Annotated in this window: 12 protein-coding genes, 1 other RNA gene and 1 pseudogene; 9 read left to right on the forward strand and 5 right to left on the reverse strand. The window is 36.6% G+C overall.

Annotated elements, in window-relative coordinates; genetic code table 11:
* Both VLZ86_RS08170 and VLZ86_RS08175 read right to left on the reverse strand, forming a co-directional pair.
* On the reverse strand, positions 1-2,395 hold a 2,395-nt coding region (locus VLZ86_RS08170), incomplete at its 3' end, for a carboxypeptidase-like regulatory domain-containing protein (RefSeq protein WP_325450152.1).
* A 48-nt stretch (positions 2,396-2,443) separates the two neighbouring features.
* On the reverse strand, positions 2,444-4,132 hold the full coding sequence (locus tag VLZ86_RS08175; RefSeq protein ID WP_325450154.1) for a M23 family metallopeptidase: 1,689 nt from the start codon (positions 4,130-4,132) through the stop codon (positions 2,444-2,446).
* Between the two features lie 276 nt (positions 4,133-4,408).
* On the opposite strand from VLZ86_RS08175, the gene VLZ86_RS08180 reads away from it, so the two are divergent.
* The 4 genes from VLZ86_RS08180 to rny all read left to right on the forward strand — a co-directional run bounded on the left by VLZ86_RS08180 (position 4,409) and on the right by rny (position 6,886).
* Entirely contained in the window at positions 4,409-4,699 is a 291-nt protein-coding gene (locus VLZ86_RS08180; RefSeq protein ID WP_325450156.1) for a hypothetical protein, read from the forward strand.
* A 17-nt stretch (positions 4,700-4,716) separates the two neighbouring features.
* Complete coding sequence (locus VLZ86_RS08185) at positions 4,717-5,010, forward strand: cell division protein ZapA (protein ID WP_325450158.1); 294 nt, start codon at positions 4,717-4,719, stop codon at positions 5,008-5,010.
* A 53-nt stretch (positions 5,011-5,063) separates the two neighbouring features.
* Positions 5,064-5,171: non-coding RNA, 6S RNA (gene ssrS / locus VLZ86_RS08190), on the forward strand.
* Between the two features lie 137 nt (positions 5,172-5,308).
* Entirely contained in the window at positions 5,309-6,886 is a 1,578-nt protein-coding gene (gene rny / locus VLZ86_RS08195; RefSeq protein WP_325450160.1) for a ribonuclease Y, read from the forward strand.
* A 39-nt stretch (positions 6,887-6,925) separates the two neighbouring features.
* Here the strand turns inward: rny and VLZ86_RS08200 are convergent, their stop codons facing one another.
* Both VLZ86_RS08200 and xerD read right to left on the reverse strand, forming a co-directional pair.
* Positions 6,926-8,068: a sensor histidine kinase gene (locus tag VLZ86_RS08200; protein WP_325450162.1), complete on the reverse strand. Its 1,143-nt coding sequence runs from the start codon at positions 8,066-8,068 to the stop codon at positions 6,926-6,928.
* Positions 8,069-8,395: 327 nt separating this feature from the next.
* The gene (gene xerD / locus VLZ86_RS08205; protein ID WP_325450174.1) at positions 8,396-9,307 is read right to left on the reverse strand and encodes a site-specific tyrosine recombinase XerD; all 912 of its coding nucleotides are present in this window, start codon (positions 9,305-9,307) and stop codon (positions 8,396-8,398) included.
* A gap of 461 nt (positions 9,308-9,768) precedes the next feature.
* On the opposite strand from xerD, the gene VLZ86_RS08210 reads away from it, so the two are divergent.
* The 5 genes from VLZ86_RS08210 to VLZ86_RS08230 all read left to right on the forward strand — a co-directional run bounded on the left by VLZ86_RS08210 (position 9,769) and on the right by VLZ86_RS08230 (position 12,826).
* Positions 9,769-10,263, forward strand: a complete 495-nt coding sequence (locus tag VLZ86_RS08210; RefSeq protein ID WP_325450164.1) for an outer membrane beta-barrel protein — start codon at positions 9,769-9,771, stop codon at positions 10,261-10,263.
* 173 nt (positions 10,264-10,436) lie between these two features.
* Positions 10,437-11,045: a porin family protein gene (locus VLZ86_RS08215; RefSeq protein WP_325450166.1), complete on the forward strand. Its 609-nt coding sequence runs from the start codon at positions 10,437-10,439 to the stop codon at positions 11,043-11,045.
* A gap of 171 nt (positions 11,046-11,216) precedes the next feature.
* On the forward strand, positions 11,217-11,828 hold the full coding sequence (locus tag VLZ86_RS08220) for an outer membrane beta-barrel protein (RefSeq protein ID WP_325450168.1): 612 nt from the start codon (positions 11,217-11,219) through the stop codon (positions 11,826-11,828).
* 84 nt (positions 11,829-11,912) lie between these two features.
* The gene (gene aroQ / locus VLZ86_RS08225) at positions 11,913-12,335 is read left to right on the forward strand and encodes a type II 3-dehydroquinate dehydratase (protein ID WP_325450170.1); all 423 of its coding nucleotides are present in this window, start codon (positions 11,913-11,915) and stop codon (positions 12,333-12,335) included.
* A 2-nt stretch (positions 12,336-12,337) separates the two neighbouring features.
* Entirely contained in the window at positions 12,338-12,826 is a 489-nt protein-coding gene (locus VLZ86_RS08230; protein ID WP_325450172.1) for a hypothetical protein, read from the forward strand.
* Positions 12,827-12,948: 122 nt separating this feature from the next.
* Here the strand turns inward: VLZ86_RS08230 and VLZ86_RS08235 are convergent.
* Positions 12,949-13,185, reverse strand: a pseudogene (locus VLZ86_RS08235) (dihydrolipoyl dehydrogenase); the annotation flags it as partial.

Below are 13,185 nucleotides of genomic sequence, written 5' to 3' on the forward strand. Positions count from 1 at the left end.
CGCGCGGACTCAAATAATTTGGAATGGCATATTGACGTTTGCTATACACATCTCTTACCCAAGTATTGGTTATTGAGTTTTGAACATCAAACATATTAAATACTTCCACACCAATGGTCAACTCTTTAAAGGCATTTTTCCACTTCGCATTGTAAGTTTTGTTGCCATCCACGATGACATATGAAAAGCCAACATCGGCACGCTTATAGTCACGTAATCTATTTTGATATTCGTATGGATCCGCATAACTAGGAGAGCCTCCCGGGACACCGGTGTTGTAGACCAGGTTCAAATACACTTTTAACTCCGGAATGTTGGGTACATAATCTTGAAACAAAACTCCAAATTTTAGTCGTTGGTCAGTTGGTCTTGCAATATAACCGCGATCTTCAATATTCTCTTCAGTTTTTAAATAGCCAAAACTGAACCATGATTCGGTGCCAGGAACAAACTCACCATTCAATCTCAAATCCACACCGTAGGCGTAAGCTTTGGCGTTATTGGTGGCACGATATCTAATGCGCACATTTTCCAGAGTATACGGATTAACATCCGTCATATGCTTATAATAGGCCTCAGAGACCAATTTAAAAGGGCGTTCCCACATTTTAAAACTGTATTCATTGCCCAAAACAAGATGTAATGATTTTTGGGCCTTCACATCTGGTCTCACCACACCGGCAGAATCCCTGAGTTCTCTATAAAAAGGAGGCTGGTAATACACACCGCCGGCAAGTCTAAATAGCATGTCTTTATTCCAATCTGGTTTAATGGCAAATTGAGCTCTCGGACTGAAAACTGTTTGTGTCTTACTTTCAATACCAGTGCCATTTACCGTCCAATTGTGGGCTCTCACCCCAAGATTATAAAACACGTCATGATTGCCCAATTCTGAACGCTTGCTCCATCGTGCATAAGCTTGAAAACGGTCAATCTGAACATAATTTGTAGCCCTTATATTTTGAAAAGCGACCAATGGGCCTTGGTAGGGTTGGTAAGGTTGGTCATTATAAACACCAATTTTTGGTGGTTTAATCGAAAATCCGGCAGAATCAATCACTTCCCATTCCACCAAACGGTCCCGAACATCTTCATGAGTATATTTTAAAGACCATTCAAAGATGTTATCATCCAGTTGATAATCGCCTTTGTGCTCAATGGTCGTAATTAGGGCATCTAAATCATTTCTGGCATGGGTGAGTTGTGAACCAATGCCTTCACTAAATTCAACTTCACCAAAATTTTCCTCCCCAATATTACTGTTCACTTCTCCCAAACGGTATTGTGCCAAAATATCAAAGTGCTCCTCTTCCGTGGTATGATAAGTGGACGCAATCAGTTTTAAGGTCAAATCTTCGTGGGCAAAATAATTCGCCTTGAATGCTCCAAAATAAGTGGTATAGGCATCTTTTTCCTGACCTTCATAATATACGATCAAGGCCATCGGGTTGGCTATGGTTCCAAAGTTGGTCTGTCTGTTTTGTGGTTGGAAGTTGTATTTGTTGCTGGAGATGTTTCCTAAGAAATTGACCTGAAACTTGTCTGTAAACTTATAGGTCAAATAGGTTTGCGCATCAGCAAAAACTGGCTTTACAATGCCTTCCGTTTCTAAGGAGTTTAGCACTAAGCTATTGTCTCTGTAGCGTAAACCAATAATGCCTGATAACTTAGAGTCTTTTGATACCGCTTCCGCAGAAAGACTACCGCCTAACAAGGATATATCGGCGTTGATGCCAAATTTTATGGGGTTTTTATAAGTAATGTCAAGGACCGACGACAATTTATCGCCATACTTCGCTTGAAATCCACCTGCCGAAAAATCGACATTTTGTACCAGATCCGTATTTACAAAACTCAATCCTTCTTGTTGTCCTGACCGTACTAAAAAAGGTCTATAAACTTCAATTTCGTTGACATAAACCAGGTTCTCATCAAAGTTGCCACCTCTTACGGAATATTGGGTACTTAATTCATTGGAAATATTGACACCCGGTAAAGTTTTTAAAATATTTTCTATCCCCGGTTGTGCGCCTTTAATGGTTCGGATCAGGGCCGGAGGAATCGTGGTCACACCATCTACAGATTGACGCTGATTGCCATAAATGACCACCGTTGCAATTTGTTCGATGTTGATATTCATCACTGGATTGAATTCTAAGGTCTGCCCATTTTTAAGATTGAATTTGGCCACGATACGTTTATGGGAAACGTGTGTGAATTCAATTGAAATATCCATATGGATCGGAACTTTCAGTTCGTAAAAACCGTTTTCATTTGTTGTTGTTCCTATCTCGCCACTTTTAATACTGACATTGGAAATAGGCGTATTGGTATCATCCAAAATGACACCTTTAATCGTGGCAGTTTGAGACCATCCCAAGAAAGGTAATATCATGAAAACGACGCGTAAAAGGAGAAAATATAGTCTCAAAGGGTATGTGTTTTATTTTCTAAAAAACGTTGCTTCAAATGTAGAACTATTTCCAACATTATCAGTCACAACGAGTTTCAATTCGTTTTCAGTATCGTTAACCACATTATCATTAAAATCAAAGGTCAAGGTATTGGTTTTATATTCATATTCCATTAAAACCCATTTGCCATTAATGGTGGCTCTATAATTACTGATTCCGGAAAGATCATCGGTGATTTTAAATTTAAGGTATCGGTAATTGCTCAGCCATTTTTTATCCTGAAAATTGACAGGAGAAATTTTAGGACCTTGCGTATCCATAACCAAGGCGTAAGTTCCCAATGCATTTGAAGATGCTGTCAATATTTTATTTTCTCCGCGTTTTGTATTGAGATAACTCGGGTATCTTTTGTTTCCAATCAGCTCCGCAATGTAGAGTTTCTCAATTTCTGAATCTTTATAATTGCTGACATTATATTGTAAGGTCACATTTTTTTGGAGCGGAATGATATCTTTATGTAGATATATAGTGTCATTACTTACCTTAAAATCAATAAACGTATCTTCATAAAAGCTGTTTGCGGGGATAAAGACGTTCACGTTTTTTTCATTCAAATTGGTAGGCTGGTCGGCAAAAATATAAGTTTTGGACTTGGTGTCCACTGTTATTGGAGTTTTCGACATCTTTTTTCCATTAATTGGAATGGTCACCCAAGATTCGTTGCCATGAAAATCAGTGATTCTAATTTTATAAACTGAAGCAGTGCTGTCTGTAATCTTAACATAGCCATCATTATCGAGCTCTTTGTAGAGGCTTAGCACATTTCCTTTTTCTACAAATAGTTTTTGGATTCGACTTCTTTTTGTTTTATACAATTCATAATCAAGAAATCTATTGATATGTCGCGTTTCACTAAATGAAAATCGGTTAAAATCCATTTCAAACTTTTTATGGCCATTAAAGAAAGTCTGAAGCCCATTGATTCCATTTTGATTTACCGCTAAATCTTGCTGGTCGTAACTGATCACACCAAACCCGATGTTACCATAGGCGTTGATACTCTCTACATTATAATCTTTGTTTTTAGTAGGGATGAGCCGGAGTTCAACACGTCCAGTTCTACCATTCACAAAAGAATTATCATCTTTGGTATAGGCGTACACACCAGATACAAAAGGTGGTTTCTTATCTTGTATTTCCAACCCAAAAAGTAACGGATTTATGGTGCGCTCTTGTTGGTCTCGTATTTCAAAATGCAAATGGGGTCCACCAGAACTACCAGTGTTTCCGGAGTAGGCAATTATTTCATCCGCTTTTACTTTCAATTCATCTACTGCGGGAAACATCTCAACTTCATAAGATTCATTCTCGTATTGTTTCGCTTTTACGTAAGCTTCGATAATGGGTGCATAACTTGATAAATGGCCGTAAACACTGGTGTAACCATTAGGATGGGTAATATAAATGACTTTACCATAACCATAATGGGAGACTTTTATACGGCTTACATAGCCTTCAGCAACGGTATATACATTAAGACCTTCCCTTTGTTGGGTCTTTATATCCAATCCGGCATGAAAATGATTGGTACGCAATTCTGCAAAAGTGCCAGACGGAATTAAGGGAATATCCAACGGGCTTCTAAAATAATCAGTTGGATAGTCCACTTGGGAAAAAGCAAAAGTGGTTAGAAATAGGGGAATAAAAAGAAATTTCATAGCTATATTTGAAAGGCTAAAAATATTAAAAAGTACTTAAAGCGCCTAAAGTTATAGGCACTTAAACTTACAAGTCCAATTAGCAGTTTGGTTCAGTCAAGAAAAAATTCATGACAAACCGGTTTTTAATGGTTTTCGTTTTCGGAGCTTCGTGAATTTGAAGTACTTAGACGGCTTTAGTTCACTTAGAACTTATTTTTTTAAAATTTATGATAAAACAATTGTGATTTTTGTTTATGTATGTTAACTTTGTTTCATCAGTATTGAAATTTGTAAATGAGTAAAGTTGAGGATATTGTTGATTCTTTAGAGAATAAAATCAGTAAAGTTTTGCATAAACAAGAGGTTTTGAAACAAACCAATGCGAAGCTTTCTGAAGAATTGGCTAGTTATCAACAAAAAATTATTCAGCAACAAGAGGAGTTAACCTCTTGGATTGAAAAATATGAAGCCCTCAAAATTGCAAATTCGATGCTGGGCAGTGATGAAAACAAACGAGAGACAAAGCTCAAAATAAATACATTAATAAAAGATATAGATCATTGTATAGCACAATTATCTCAATAATGTAAGTATAGGATTTAATGTCAGAACAGCTAAAAATTAAGCTTTCCATAGCTAACAGAGTGTATCCATTAACTATTGCACCTGAACAGGAAGAAGGATTGAGAAAAGCCGCTAAGAAAATTGAATCTATGATCAGTCAATTTGAGCAAAATTATTCCGTAAGGGACAAACAAGATGTTTTGGCTATGTGTGCCTTACAGTTTGCTTCCCAAGTGGAACAGAAAATGATAGATAAAGACAATGTTAGTGAAGATGTTACCAATAGATTAACCGCTTTAAACGATCTTCTTCATTCACATTTAAGCTCTTAACGTTCTTATAAATAAATTAGGTTACTGCCTACATTAGTTATTTTTTTTGATAAACTCAACGTTAATTCTTTAAAAAGGGTGAGTTTAAGTTGTAAAATCGAGCTGCCTTTGAGCAGATTTTTGATCAGCTTGTTAGCCCTAAACTTGTTTTTAAGGGGTTTATACAAAATTCGAAACTGATGTAGGCTTTTTTTTTGGCTAAACGGCACCTCTTTATGTCGGGTTGTTTGGTTGAACTGATTCCGTTTAATAGCGGGATATTTGAATTATTTCAAATTTTTTTTAAACTAAACTAAACATGGAAACGGATACAATTTTAATAATTGTGAGTTGCTCGGCAGTAGGCATATTGCTGGGATATATTGTAGCGAAAGCACTTGAAAAGAACAATGCTTCAAAAATTCTAAAAAATGCAAAGGAAGAATCCAGCGCGATCATAAGGCAGGCCAATGCTGAAGGAGAGTCCATTAAAAAGGATAAACTATTACAAGCAAAGGAAAAATTCATTGAACTAAAATCTGAACACGAACAAATTATTCTTGCTCGTGATAAAAAAATCGCAGAGGCCGAAAAAAGAACTCGCGATAAAGAATCACAAGTGTCCAATGAATTGGCTAAAAACAAAAAACTTTCACAAGAAATAGAGGAGAAGATCAAGGATTATGATTTTCGCTTGGAATTTTTAGAGAAAAAGAAAGAAGAAGTTGATAAGGCACATAAAAGCCAAATCAGACAACTAGAGGTTATTTCCGCTTTATCTGCAGAGGAAGCCAAATCTCAACTTATTGAATCCCTTAGGCAAGAAGCTAAGTCTGATGCCATGGCCTATATTCAAGAAACCGTTGAAGAAGCCAAATTAACGGCACAGCAAGAGGCTAAGAAGATTATCATCAATACCATACAGCGTATTGGAACAGAAGAAGCCATTGACAACTGTGTTTCTGTGTTCAACATTGAATCTGATGACGTTAAAGGCCGTATCATTGGCCGTGAAGGTCGAAATATTCGTGCCATTGAGGCCGCTACGGGTGTTGAAATAATTGTAGATGATACTCCTGAAGCCATCATTTTATCTTGTTTTGATTCAGTAAGACGTGAAGTAGCGCGTTTGTCTCTTCATAAACTGGTTACTGATGGAAGAATCCATCCCGCCAAAATTGAAGAAGTGGTTCAAAAAACCCAAAAACAAATAGAGCAGGAGATTATTGAGGTAGGAAAACGTACGGTCATCGATTTAGGCATTCACGGATTGCATCCGGAACTGATCAAGTTGGTGGGACGAATGAAATACCGTTCTTCTTATGGTCAAAACCTATTACAGCATTCACGTGAGGTTGCGAAACTTTGCGGCGTTATGGCAGCTGAATTGGGTCTAAATGCCAAAATAGCAAAACGTGCGGGATTACTTCACGATATTGGCAAAGTTCCTGATTCTGAAGCCGATATGGAAACTCCGCATGCCATCTTAGGAATGCAATGGGCAGAGAAATACGGCGAAAAACCAGAAGTGTGCAACGCAATTGGAGCGCATCACGATGAAATTGAAATGACTACATTATTGGCACCAATTGTTCAAGTATGTGATGCCATCTCAGGTGCAAGACCAGGCGCAAGACGTCAGGTTTTGGATTCTTATATCCAACGTTTAAAGGACTTGGAAGATGTGGCTTTTGGGTTTAATGGTGTCAATAAAGCTTACGCCATTCAAGCAGGTCGCGAATTGAGGGTGATGGTAGAAAGTGACCGCGTTTCCGATGAGCAAGCTGCAAATCTTTCTTTTGAGATTTCACAAAAGATCCAAACGGATATGACGTATCCTGGTCAGGTTAAAGTGACAGTAATACGAGAAACTAGAGCGGTTAATATCGCGAAATAAGGAATTAATACAATAAAGAATTAAAAGAGTCTGGCAATGTCAGACTCTTTTGTTTTTGGCATGAATCGTGAACGTGGTGCCTACGCCAACTATACTATCCACAGTAATACGGCCTCCAAAACTTTCAATTTGATTTTTTATTAAATAGAGACCTACACCTTCCGAGTCAGGATTATGATGGAAGGTTTTGTACAATCCAAAAATGTCATTTCCAAATTTATCCAAATCAATTCCCATTCCATTATCTGAAATAATAAGTTTAAATTCTTGCTGATCGTAAGAACAATCAATTGAAATCACAGGATCTCTATCGGGGTGCTTGTATTTTATGGCATTTGACAATAGGTTTTGAATGATACTTTCAAAATAGGAACTATTATAATAGAGGAATAATCTTTTATTGATGTTGTTATGGATTGTTGCATTGGTTTCGGAAATGACAAAATCAAGAAGTTTGAGGATATTGTTTATCTCTTTCGCAATATAAATTTTTCGGACCTCTTTGGATTTGCTGTTCTGCACGTGAACAACATCGTTAAGATTGGCAATTGTTTTTGTAAAACTATGGGAAAGCGTTTTTAAGTGGTCCATGATTTCCTTCCTTTCGCCTATATTTTCGGTGTCATCATAAAATTCCAATAAACTTTCAAAATTGGCCGTATACTGCTTGAGGTTATGCGTTACAATGTACGCGAAGTTCTTAAGCTTGTTGTTGTGTTCAGTGGCGATGATCAAGGCATCATTGATGGATTGCTCCTGTTTCTTTTGTGTAGTAATATCTGTGTGCGTTCCAATGACTCTTTTAGGGTCGTTATTGTCATCCCATTCTACAATCCTTCCTCTATCAAGTATCCATTTGTAGCTGCCATCTTCACATTTTACGCGGTGTTCATTTTCATACAGGGGTTTTAAACCTTTTAAATGATCTTGAAAATCCCTTAAATATTTTTCAATATCATCGGGATGAACTCTTTTAATCCATGAATTGGCATCGTTTCCAAAGCACGGATCTGATACTCCCAAAATCTTTTTTGAACCCTCCGATAAGTATCCACGGTCTGAGATCGCATCATATTCCCACATGCCTATAGCTGAATATTCTAAGGCTAGCTGCCATCTGAGCTCGTCTACAAGAGATGAATTGATGTTAAAATTTGGCAATCCTGATCTTAGTGAATTCATATCATAAGATTTAGTTTAAAAGTTGCTAAATAATTTGCTAACTCTGCTTAGGGGATATTGAGTTACCATTTTAAATGCTATTTGATACTTTTCAGAAGGGATTGTTATTAAAGTTAAGTTTTTTTTTACAATCTTTAAAATATTTTTTGATGACAATGAAATTTAAAGTGTCAGACTTAATGGTTATTGCAACAGAATGACTCAAAATCCACCCAAGGATTGGAAATTTTCAGATATAACAAACTCCGGAAAATTAATCTATAGATAATTAAATTGGCGACTTGATCACAAAAGCGCTAACAAATTAGAATTACTGATTAATAAGAATTAACGTCGTGGATGGAATTTATTGAGTACCTCCTTTAAATGAGACCGGTCAACATGCATATAGATTTCTGTTGTGGTAATGCTTTCATGACCTAGCATTAGCTGAATGGCCCTCAAATCGGCACCATTTTCCAACAAATGGGTTGCAAAAGAATGCCTAAAGGTATGAGGAGAAATAATTTTATTGAGATTTATTTTTTCGGCTAACCTTTTAATAATCGTGAAAATCATTGCTCTGGTCAGCTGTTTTCCCTGATGGTTTAAAAAGAGCGTGTCCTTAAACTCTTTTTGAACGTTTATTTTTGAACGCACTTCATCCTTGTAGATCGTAATATATTTCTGTGTAGAATTCCCAATGGGCACAAAGCGTTGTTTATCACCTTTTCCGGTGACTTTTATAAATCCCTCGTCAAAGAAAAGATCAGAAATTTTGAGATTGGTTAATTCGCTGACACGCAAACCACAACTATAAAGGGTTTCTAAGATCGTCCGATCGCGTTCGCCAATTCTCACACCATTATATTCTCTGGTAAGTTCAACGGCGCCAATGAGATTGTTGATATCATCAAGACTTAATGTATCAGGTAATTTACGGCCTATTTTGGGCGATTCTATATGATCCAACGGATTGATTTTACGATAATCTTCAAACACCAAATAGCTGAAGAAACTTCGTAAACCGGAAATAAGCCGTGCCTGTGATCTGGCATTGACGTTTTTGGACGTCTCATATATAAACTGTTGTATGGTACTATGATCAATCTCAATTGGAGAAATAATCATTTCATGGAGCTCTAAAAAACTGATGAGTTTTTTAATGTCATAGGCATAATTACTGATCGAGTTTTGAGACAAACCCCGTTCAATCTTCAAGTAAAGTTGATAATCATTTAAAGCATCATGCCACTTCATCACCAGTAAATTTTAATTAAATAGAATCTTGTAATAAAAATAAGGTCTGTTTTTAAGCTTCTTAGTGCAATGGTACTGTTTTAGCGATACAAACGCCAATAACCAATCACATAAAAGCTATCCGTTGTGGGGCATTTTCATTTTTTATACATAAAAACAATGCGTGTGTTCAATTAAATATAACAACAAAAGTATTAAATAGATTCCCAATGCTAATAAGAGTCGTCCATTTATTAAAGGATGGACAAAAGTTATCCGCATTTCATATCCTATATGAGGAACCATCAAAAAGCTGTTCTGTTATTTTACCTCAAAATGTTGATAAGTTATTTTTTAAAGACCTTATTTTCAGGGAAGTGTTATTAAGATGTTAATAATAATGTTAATAACTGTTATGGTAGTGGATCTTATTAAAAAGAAAAAGAGCCTAGATTGTAGTAATCAATTTAAAACATAAAATTATGAAAAAATTATTTTTACTAGCGGCCCTTGCCATTTTTGGAACCAATCTGCATGCGCAGGATTTTAAATTAGGTATTAATGCGGGGCTTCCCCTTGGAAATGCTGGGGACGTTAGTTCTTTTAGCCTTATTTTGGATGCTGGCTTTCTATGGGAAGTGTCTGAGGAGTTTGATTTAGGCGTCATGTCAGGTTTTTCACATTCCTTTGGCAAAGAGGCGGCACAAATTGGAAATGCTAGTGTTAATTATGGAGATGTTAGCTTTATACCGATTGCTGGAGCCGCAAGGTTCAATGCCTCTGACAAATTCACATTAGGACTTGATCTTGGTTATGCTATTGGGGTAAGTGATGGTAATGACGGTGGCTTCTATTACGCGCCAAGGGTGCAATATGGGGTATCGGAAACGATGGCTATTGTTTTGGCTTACCGAGGAATAAGTATGGACGGTGGATCGTTCGATATTTTATCGGCAGGTCTAGAATTTAGATTATAGATGGTTCCATACAAATTTTAAAAACCGAAGCTAAGTCTTCGGTTTTTTTATGGGATAAAGTCAACTATTTAATTATATGTTAAAAATCTCGGAACACCGTTAAACTCTGTTAATCTTACAAAACGTAAGGGAACGCCTACTTATCTTTGAATTTCAATTTAAAAACATAAGATATGAAAAATTTATTTTTAGTAGCCGTTATAGGGCTTTTAAGCGCCACTACAATTTATGCACAATCAGATGACACAACTATTCAGTTTGGTGTAAAAGGTGGGGTTAACCTTGCTAAAATTACCGGAGATGATGTTGGTGATCTCGATTCTAGAACAAGTTTCCATTTAGGTTTATTTATGGAAGTTCCCCTAAGTGAACGTTTTTCATTCCAACCTGAAGTGATGTATTCCAGTCAAGGGTTTTCAATAAATGATCGCGCTGACTATAAGTTGGACTATATTCAAGTGCCTTTAATTGCTAAAGTGTATCTTGTTAAAGGTTTATATGCTGAAGCTGGTCCACAGTTTGGTTTTAAGACCAAAGAGGAAGTAAAATATGAGTCAGGTTCGATTGGAGGAGATTTTGAATTTGATCCTGAGGATTCTGTCGTGAAGAATTTTGATACCAACTTAGCTTTAGGAGCGGGTTACAAATTTGACAATGGCCTGTCTCTTTCTGCAAGATATAATCTTGGTTTGACCAATATGATCAAGGATGATGCGCCAATAATTTCAGGTAGAGATGTTAAAAATTCAGTTTGGCAATTTGGAGTTGGGTTTTCATTCTAAACGCAATTCAAACACTATCAATCTAATAGAAACCGAAGTCAAAAGCTTCGGTTTTTTATACGCCTAAAATAGATGAAAACCTCAGTAAATACAGGGTTTTTAATTTTTTTCAAGTAAAAAATAAATCTACTTTTGCACCCTCAAATTTAATAAGAACTTAAAATGAAAAAAATGAAAAAATTAATGTTTATGGCTGCATTTGCAGTTTTCGGATTAGCAAATGTCAATGCTCAAGAAGTTGAAACCTCTTACGGTTTTGAAGAAGGTGGTATTATGCTTGAAGGAGGTCTAGGTTTTAATAGCACAAACAACAAAAACTCTGACACGAAAACCAATGGTTTCTCTATTAGTCCTAAAGTTGGTTATTTTTTAACTGAAGATTTTGCCGTTGGAGTAGAAGGTGCATTTACCTCTTCCACTAAAGAAGTGGCAGGAATTGATACTGGCGACAATAAAACTTTTGGAGCTGGCGTTTTTGCGCGATATTACTTCTTGGATTTAGGTAAACGTTTCAAAACTTATACCGAATTAGGTTTAGGTTACGTTTCAAGCAAAGATAAAATTGCTGATGTTAAAGCCGATGGTTTTGGTGCTGGTCTAAATTTAGGCATCAACTATTTTGTAACTGAGAATATCGCCATCTCGTTCGGTCTTGCAGATGTATTGTCTTATTCTTCTGCTAAGGTAGACGGTGGTAAGGCCGTTTCTGGTTTTAATGGAAACATCAACGTGTTCAATAACTTTTTTGACACTGCACAATTTGGATTGTTGTTTAAGCTTTAAGTTTCAAACACATTTTCTTACTTTTAAAAACCACCAAAATACTTGGTGGTTTTTTTATGTCTCTATTTTTAATACTTTTATCCTATGAAAAAACTGATCATCATCAACGGCCCAAATTTGAACTTATTGGGCACTAGGGAGCCGGATGTTTACGGTAGTCTCACATTAACAGATTTTTTAGCGACCATAAAAGCTAAATATTCCAAGATTGAAATCGACCATTTCCAATCGAATATTGAAGGCGATTTGATTTCCAAAATCCAGGAGGTCGGATTCAATTATGATGGCATTATTTTGAATGCCGCCGCTTATACTCATACGTCCGTGGGCATTGGCGATGCTGTAAGAGCCATCACAACACCCGTTGTTGAAGTTCATATATCCAATACTTTTGCCCGTGAAGATTTTAGGCATCAATCCTTTATTGCACCACATGCTAAAGGCGTGATTGTTGGTTTTGGACTGCAAAGTTATGAATTGGCCATCCAGAGTTTTTTAAATGATTAGGAATGTATTATCGAAAAATTGTATTACTAACGTTTTTTCTGATCTCTGCACTAGGTGTAAATGCGCAAGATCTTGACACTCGATTTGGTGTGAAAGGCGGATTGAATAAAACGTTTTTCACCGTGGATCTACAAGATTTAGGCTTTTATTCAACCTCTGAAACCGGATTTTATGGTGGTGTCTTTGTAGAATTTCCAATTGATCATTTTTTGACCATTCAACCTGAGGTTCTCTATATCTCAGTGGGCGATTTTAACTTTTTTAACGTCCCTATTTATGCGAAATATGAAGTAGCCAATAAATTGCACTTAATGGCGGGTCCAAGTGTGAGTTATTTTTTTGATTTTTTCAACAACAAACTAAAGATTGGTGCAGATATTAGTTCAAGCTATGACATTACGAAGTCGTTGGATGCGCACATTAAATTTGCTCTAGGCCTTGATGAACTGGCTCCAAATGGCTTGTTTTTTGGATTGGGACTAAAACTCTAAGATAAGTTCCAAAAACGAATCTAGTCTCTGTCTGCTGATAGGCAGGTAAATCTTAATAAAAAAAGCGATTCAAAATTTGAATCGCTTTTTTACTATGTTGTGATGAACTTCAATCTTCCAAGCTATAAGTGAATCACTTCACCGTAGGCCGCAGCAACAGCTTCCATAACCGCCTCACTCATGGTTGGATGTGGATGTACTGTTTTTAATACTTCATGACCTGTGGTTTCTAACTTACGCCCTAATACAGCTTCAGCAATCATGTCAGTTACGCCGTCACCGATCATATGGCAACCCAACCATTCGCCGTATTTGGCATCAAATATTACTTTTACAAAGCCCTCTGTAGCTCCAGAAGC

This window comes from Gelidibacter sp. (genome assembly GCF_035515035.1).
Classification (GTDB): Bacteria; Bacteroidota; Bacteroidia; order Flavobacteriales; family Flavobacteriaceae; genus Gelidibacter.

Excerpts from the sequence above, each read along its gene's own strand:
- VLZ86_RS08175 (WP_325450154.1), bottom strand. The coding sequence starts at position 4,132 with ATGAAATTTCTTTTTATTCCCCTATTTCTAACCACTTTTGCTTTTTCC.
- VLZ86_RS08180 (WP_325450156.1), top strand. The coding sequence starts at position 4,409 with ATGAGTAAAGTTGAGGATATTGTTGATTCTTTAGAGAATAAAATCAGT.
- VLZ86_RS08185 (WP_325450158.1), top strand. The coding sequence starts at position 4,717 with ATGTCAGAACAGCTAAAAATTAAGCTTTCCATAGCTAACAGAGTGTAT.
- rny (WP_325450160.1), top strand. The coding sequence starts at position 5,309 with ATGGAAACGGATACAATTTTAATAATTGTGAGTTGCTCGGCAGTAGGC.
- VLZ86_RS08200 (WP_325450162.1), bottom strand. The coding sequence starts at position 8,068 with ATGAATTCACTAAGATCAGGATTGCCAAATTTTAACATCAATTCATCT.
- xerD (WP_325450174.1), bottom strand. The coding sequence starts at position 9,307 with ATGAAGTGGCATGATGCTTTAAATGATTATCAACTTTACTTGAAGATT.
- VLZ86_RS08210 (WP_325450164.1), top strand. The coding sequence starts at position 9,769 with ATGAAAAAATTATTTTTACTAGCGGCCCTTGCCATTTTTGGAACCAAT.
- VLZ86_RS08215 (WP_325450166.1), top strand. The coding sequence starts at position 10,437 with ATGAAAAATTTATTTTTAGTAGCCGTTATAGGGCTTTTAAGCGCCACT.
- VLZ86_RS08220 (WP_325450168.1), top strand. The coding sequence starts at position 11,217 with ATGAAAAAATTAATGTTTATGGCTGCATTTGCAGTTTTCGGATTAGCA.
- aroQ (WP_325450170.1), top strand. The coding sequence starts at position 11,913 with ATGAAAAAACTGATCATCATCAACGGCCCAAATTTGAACTTATTGGGC.
- VLZ86_RS08230 (WP_325450172.1), top strand. The coding sequence starts at position 12,338 with ATGTATTATCGAAAAATTGTATTACTAACGTTTTTTCTGATCTCTGCA.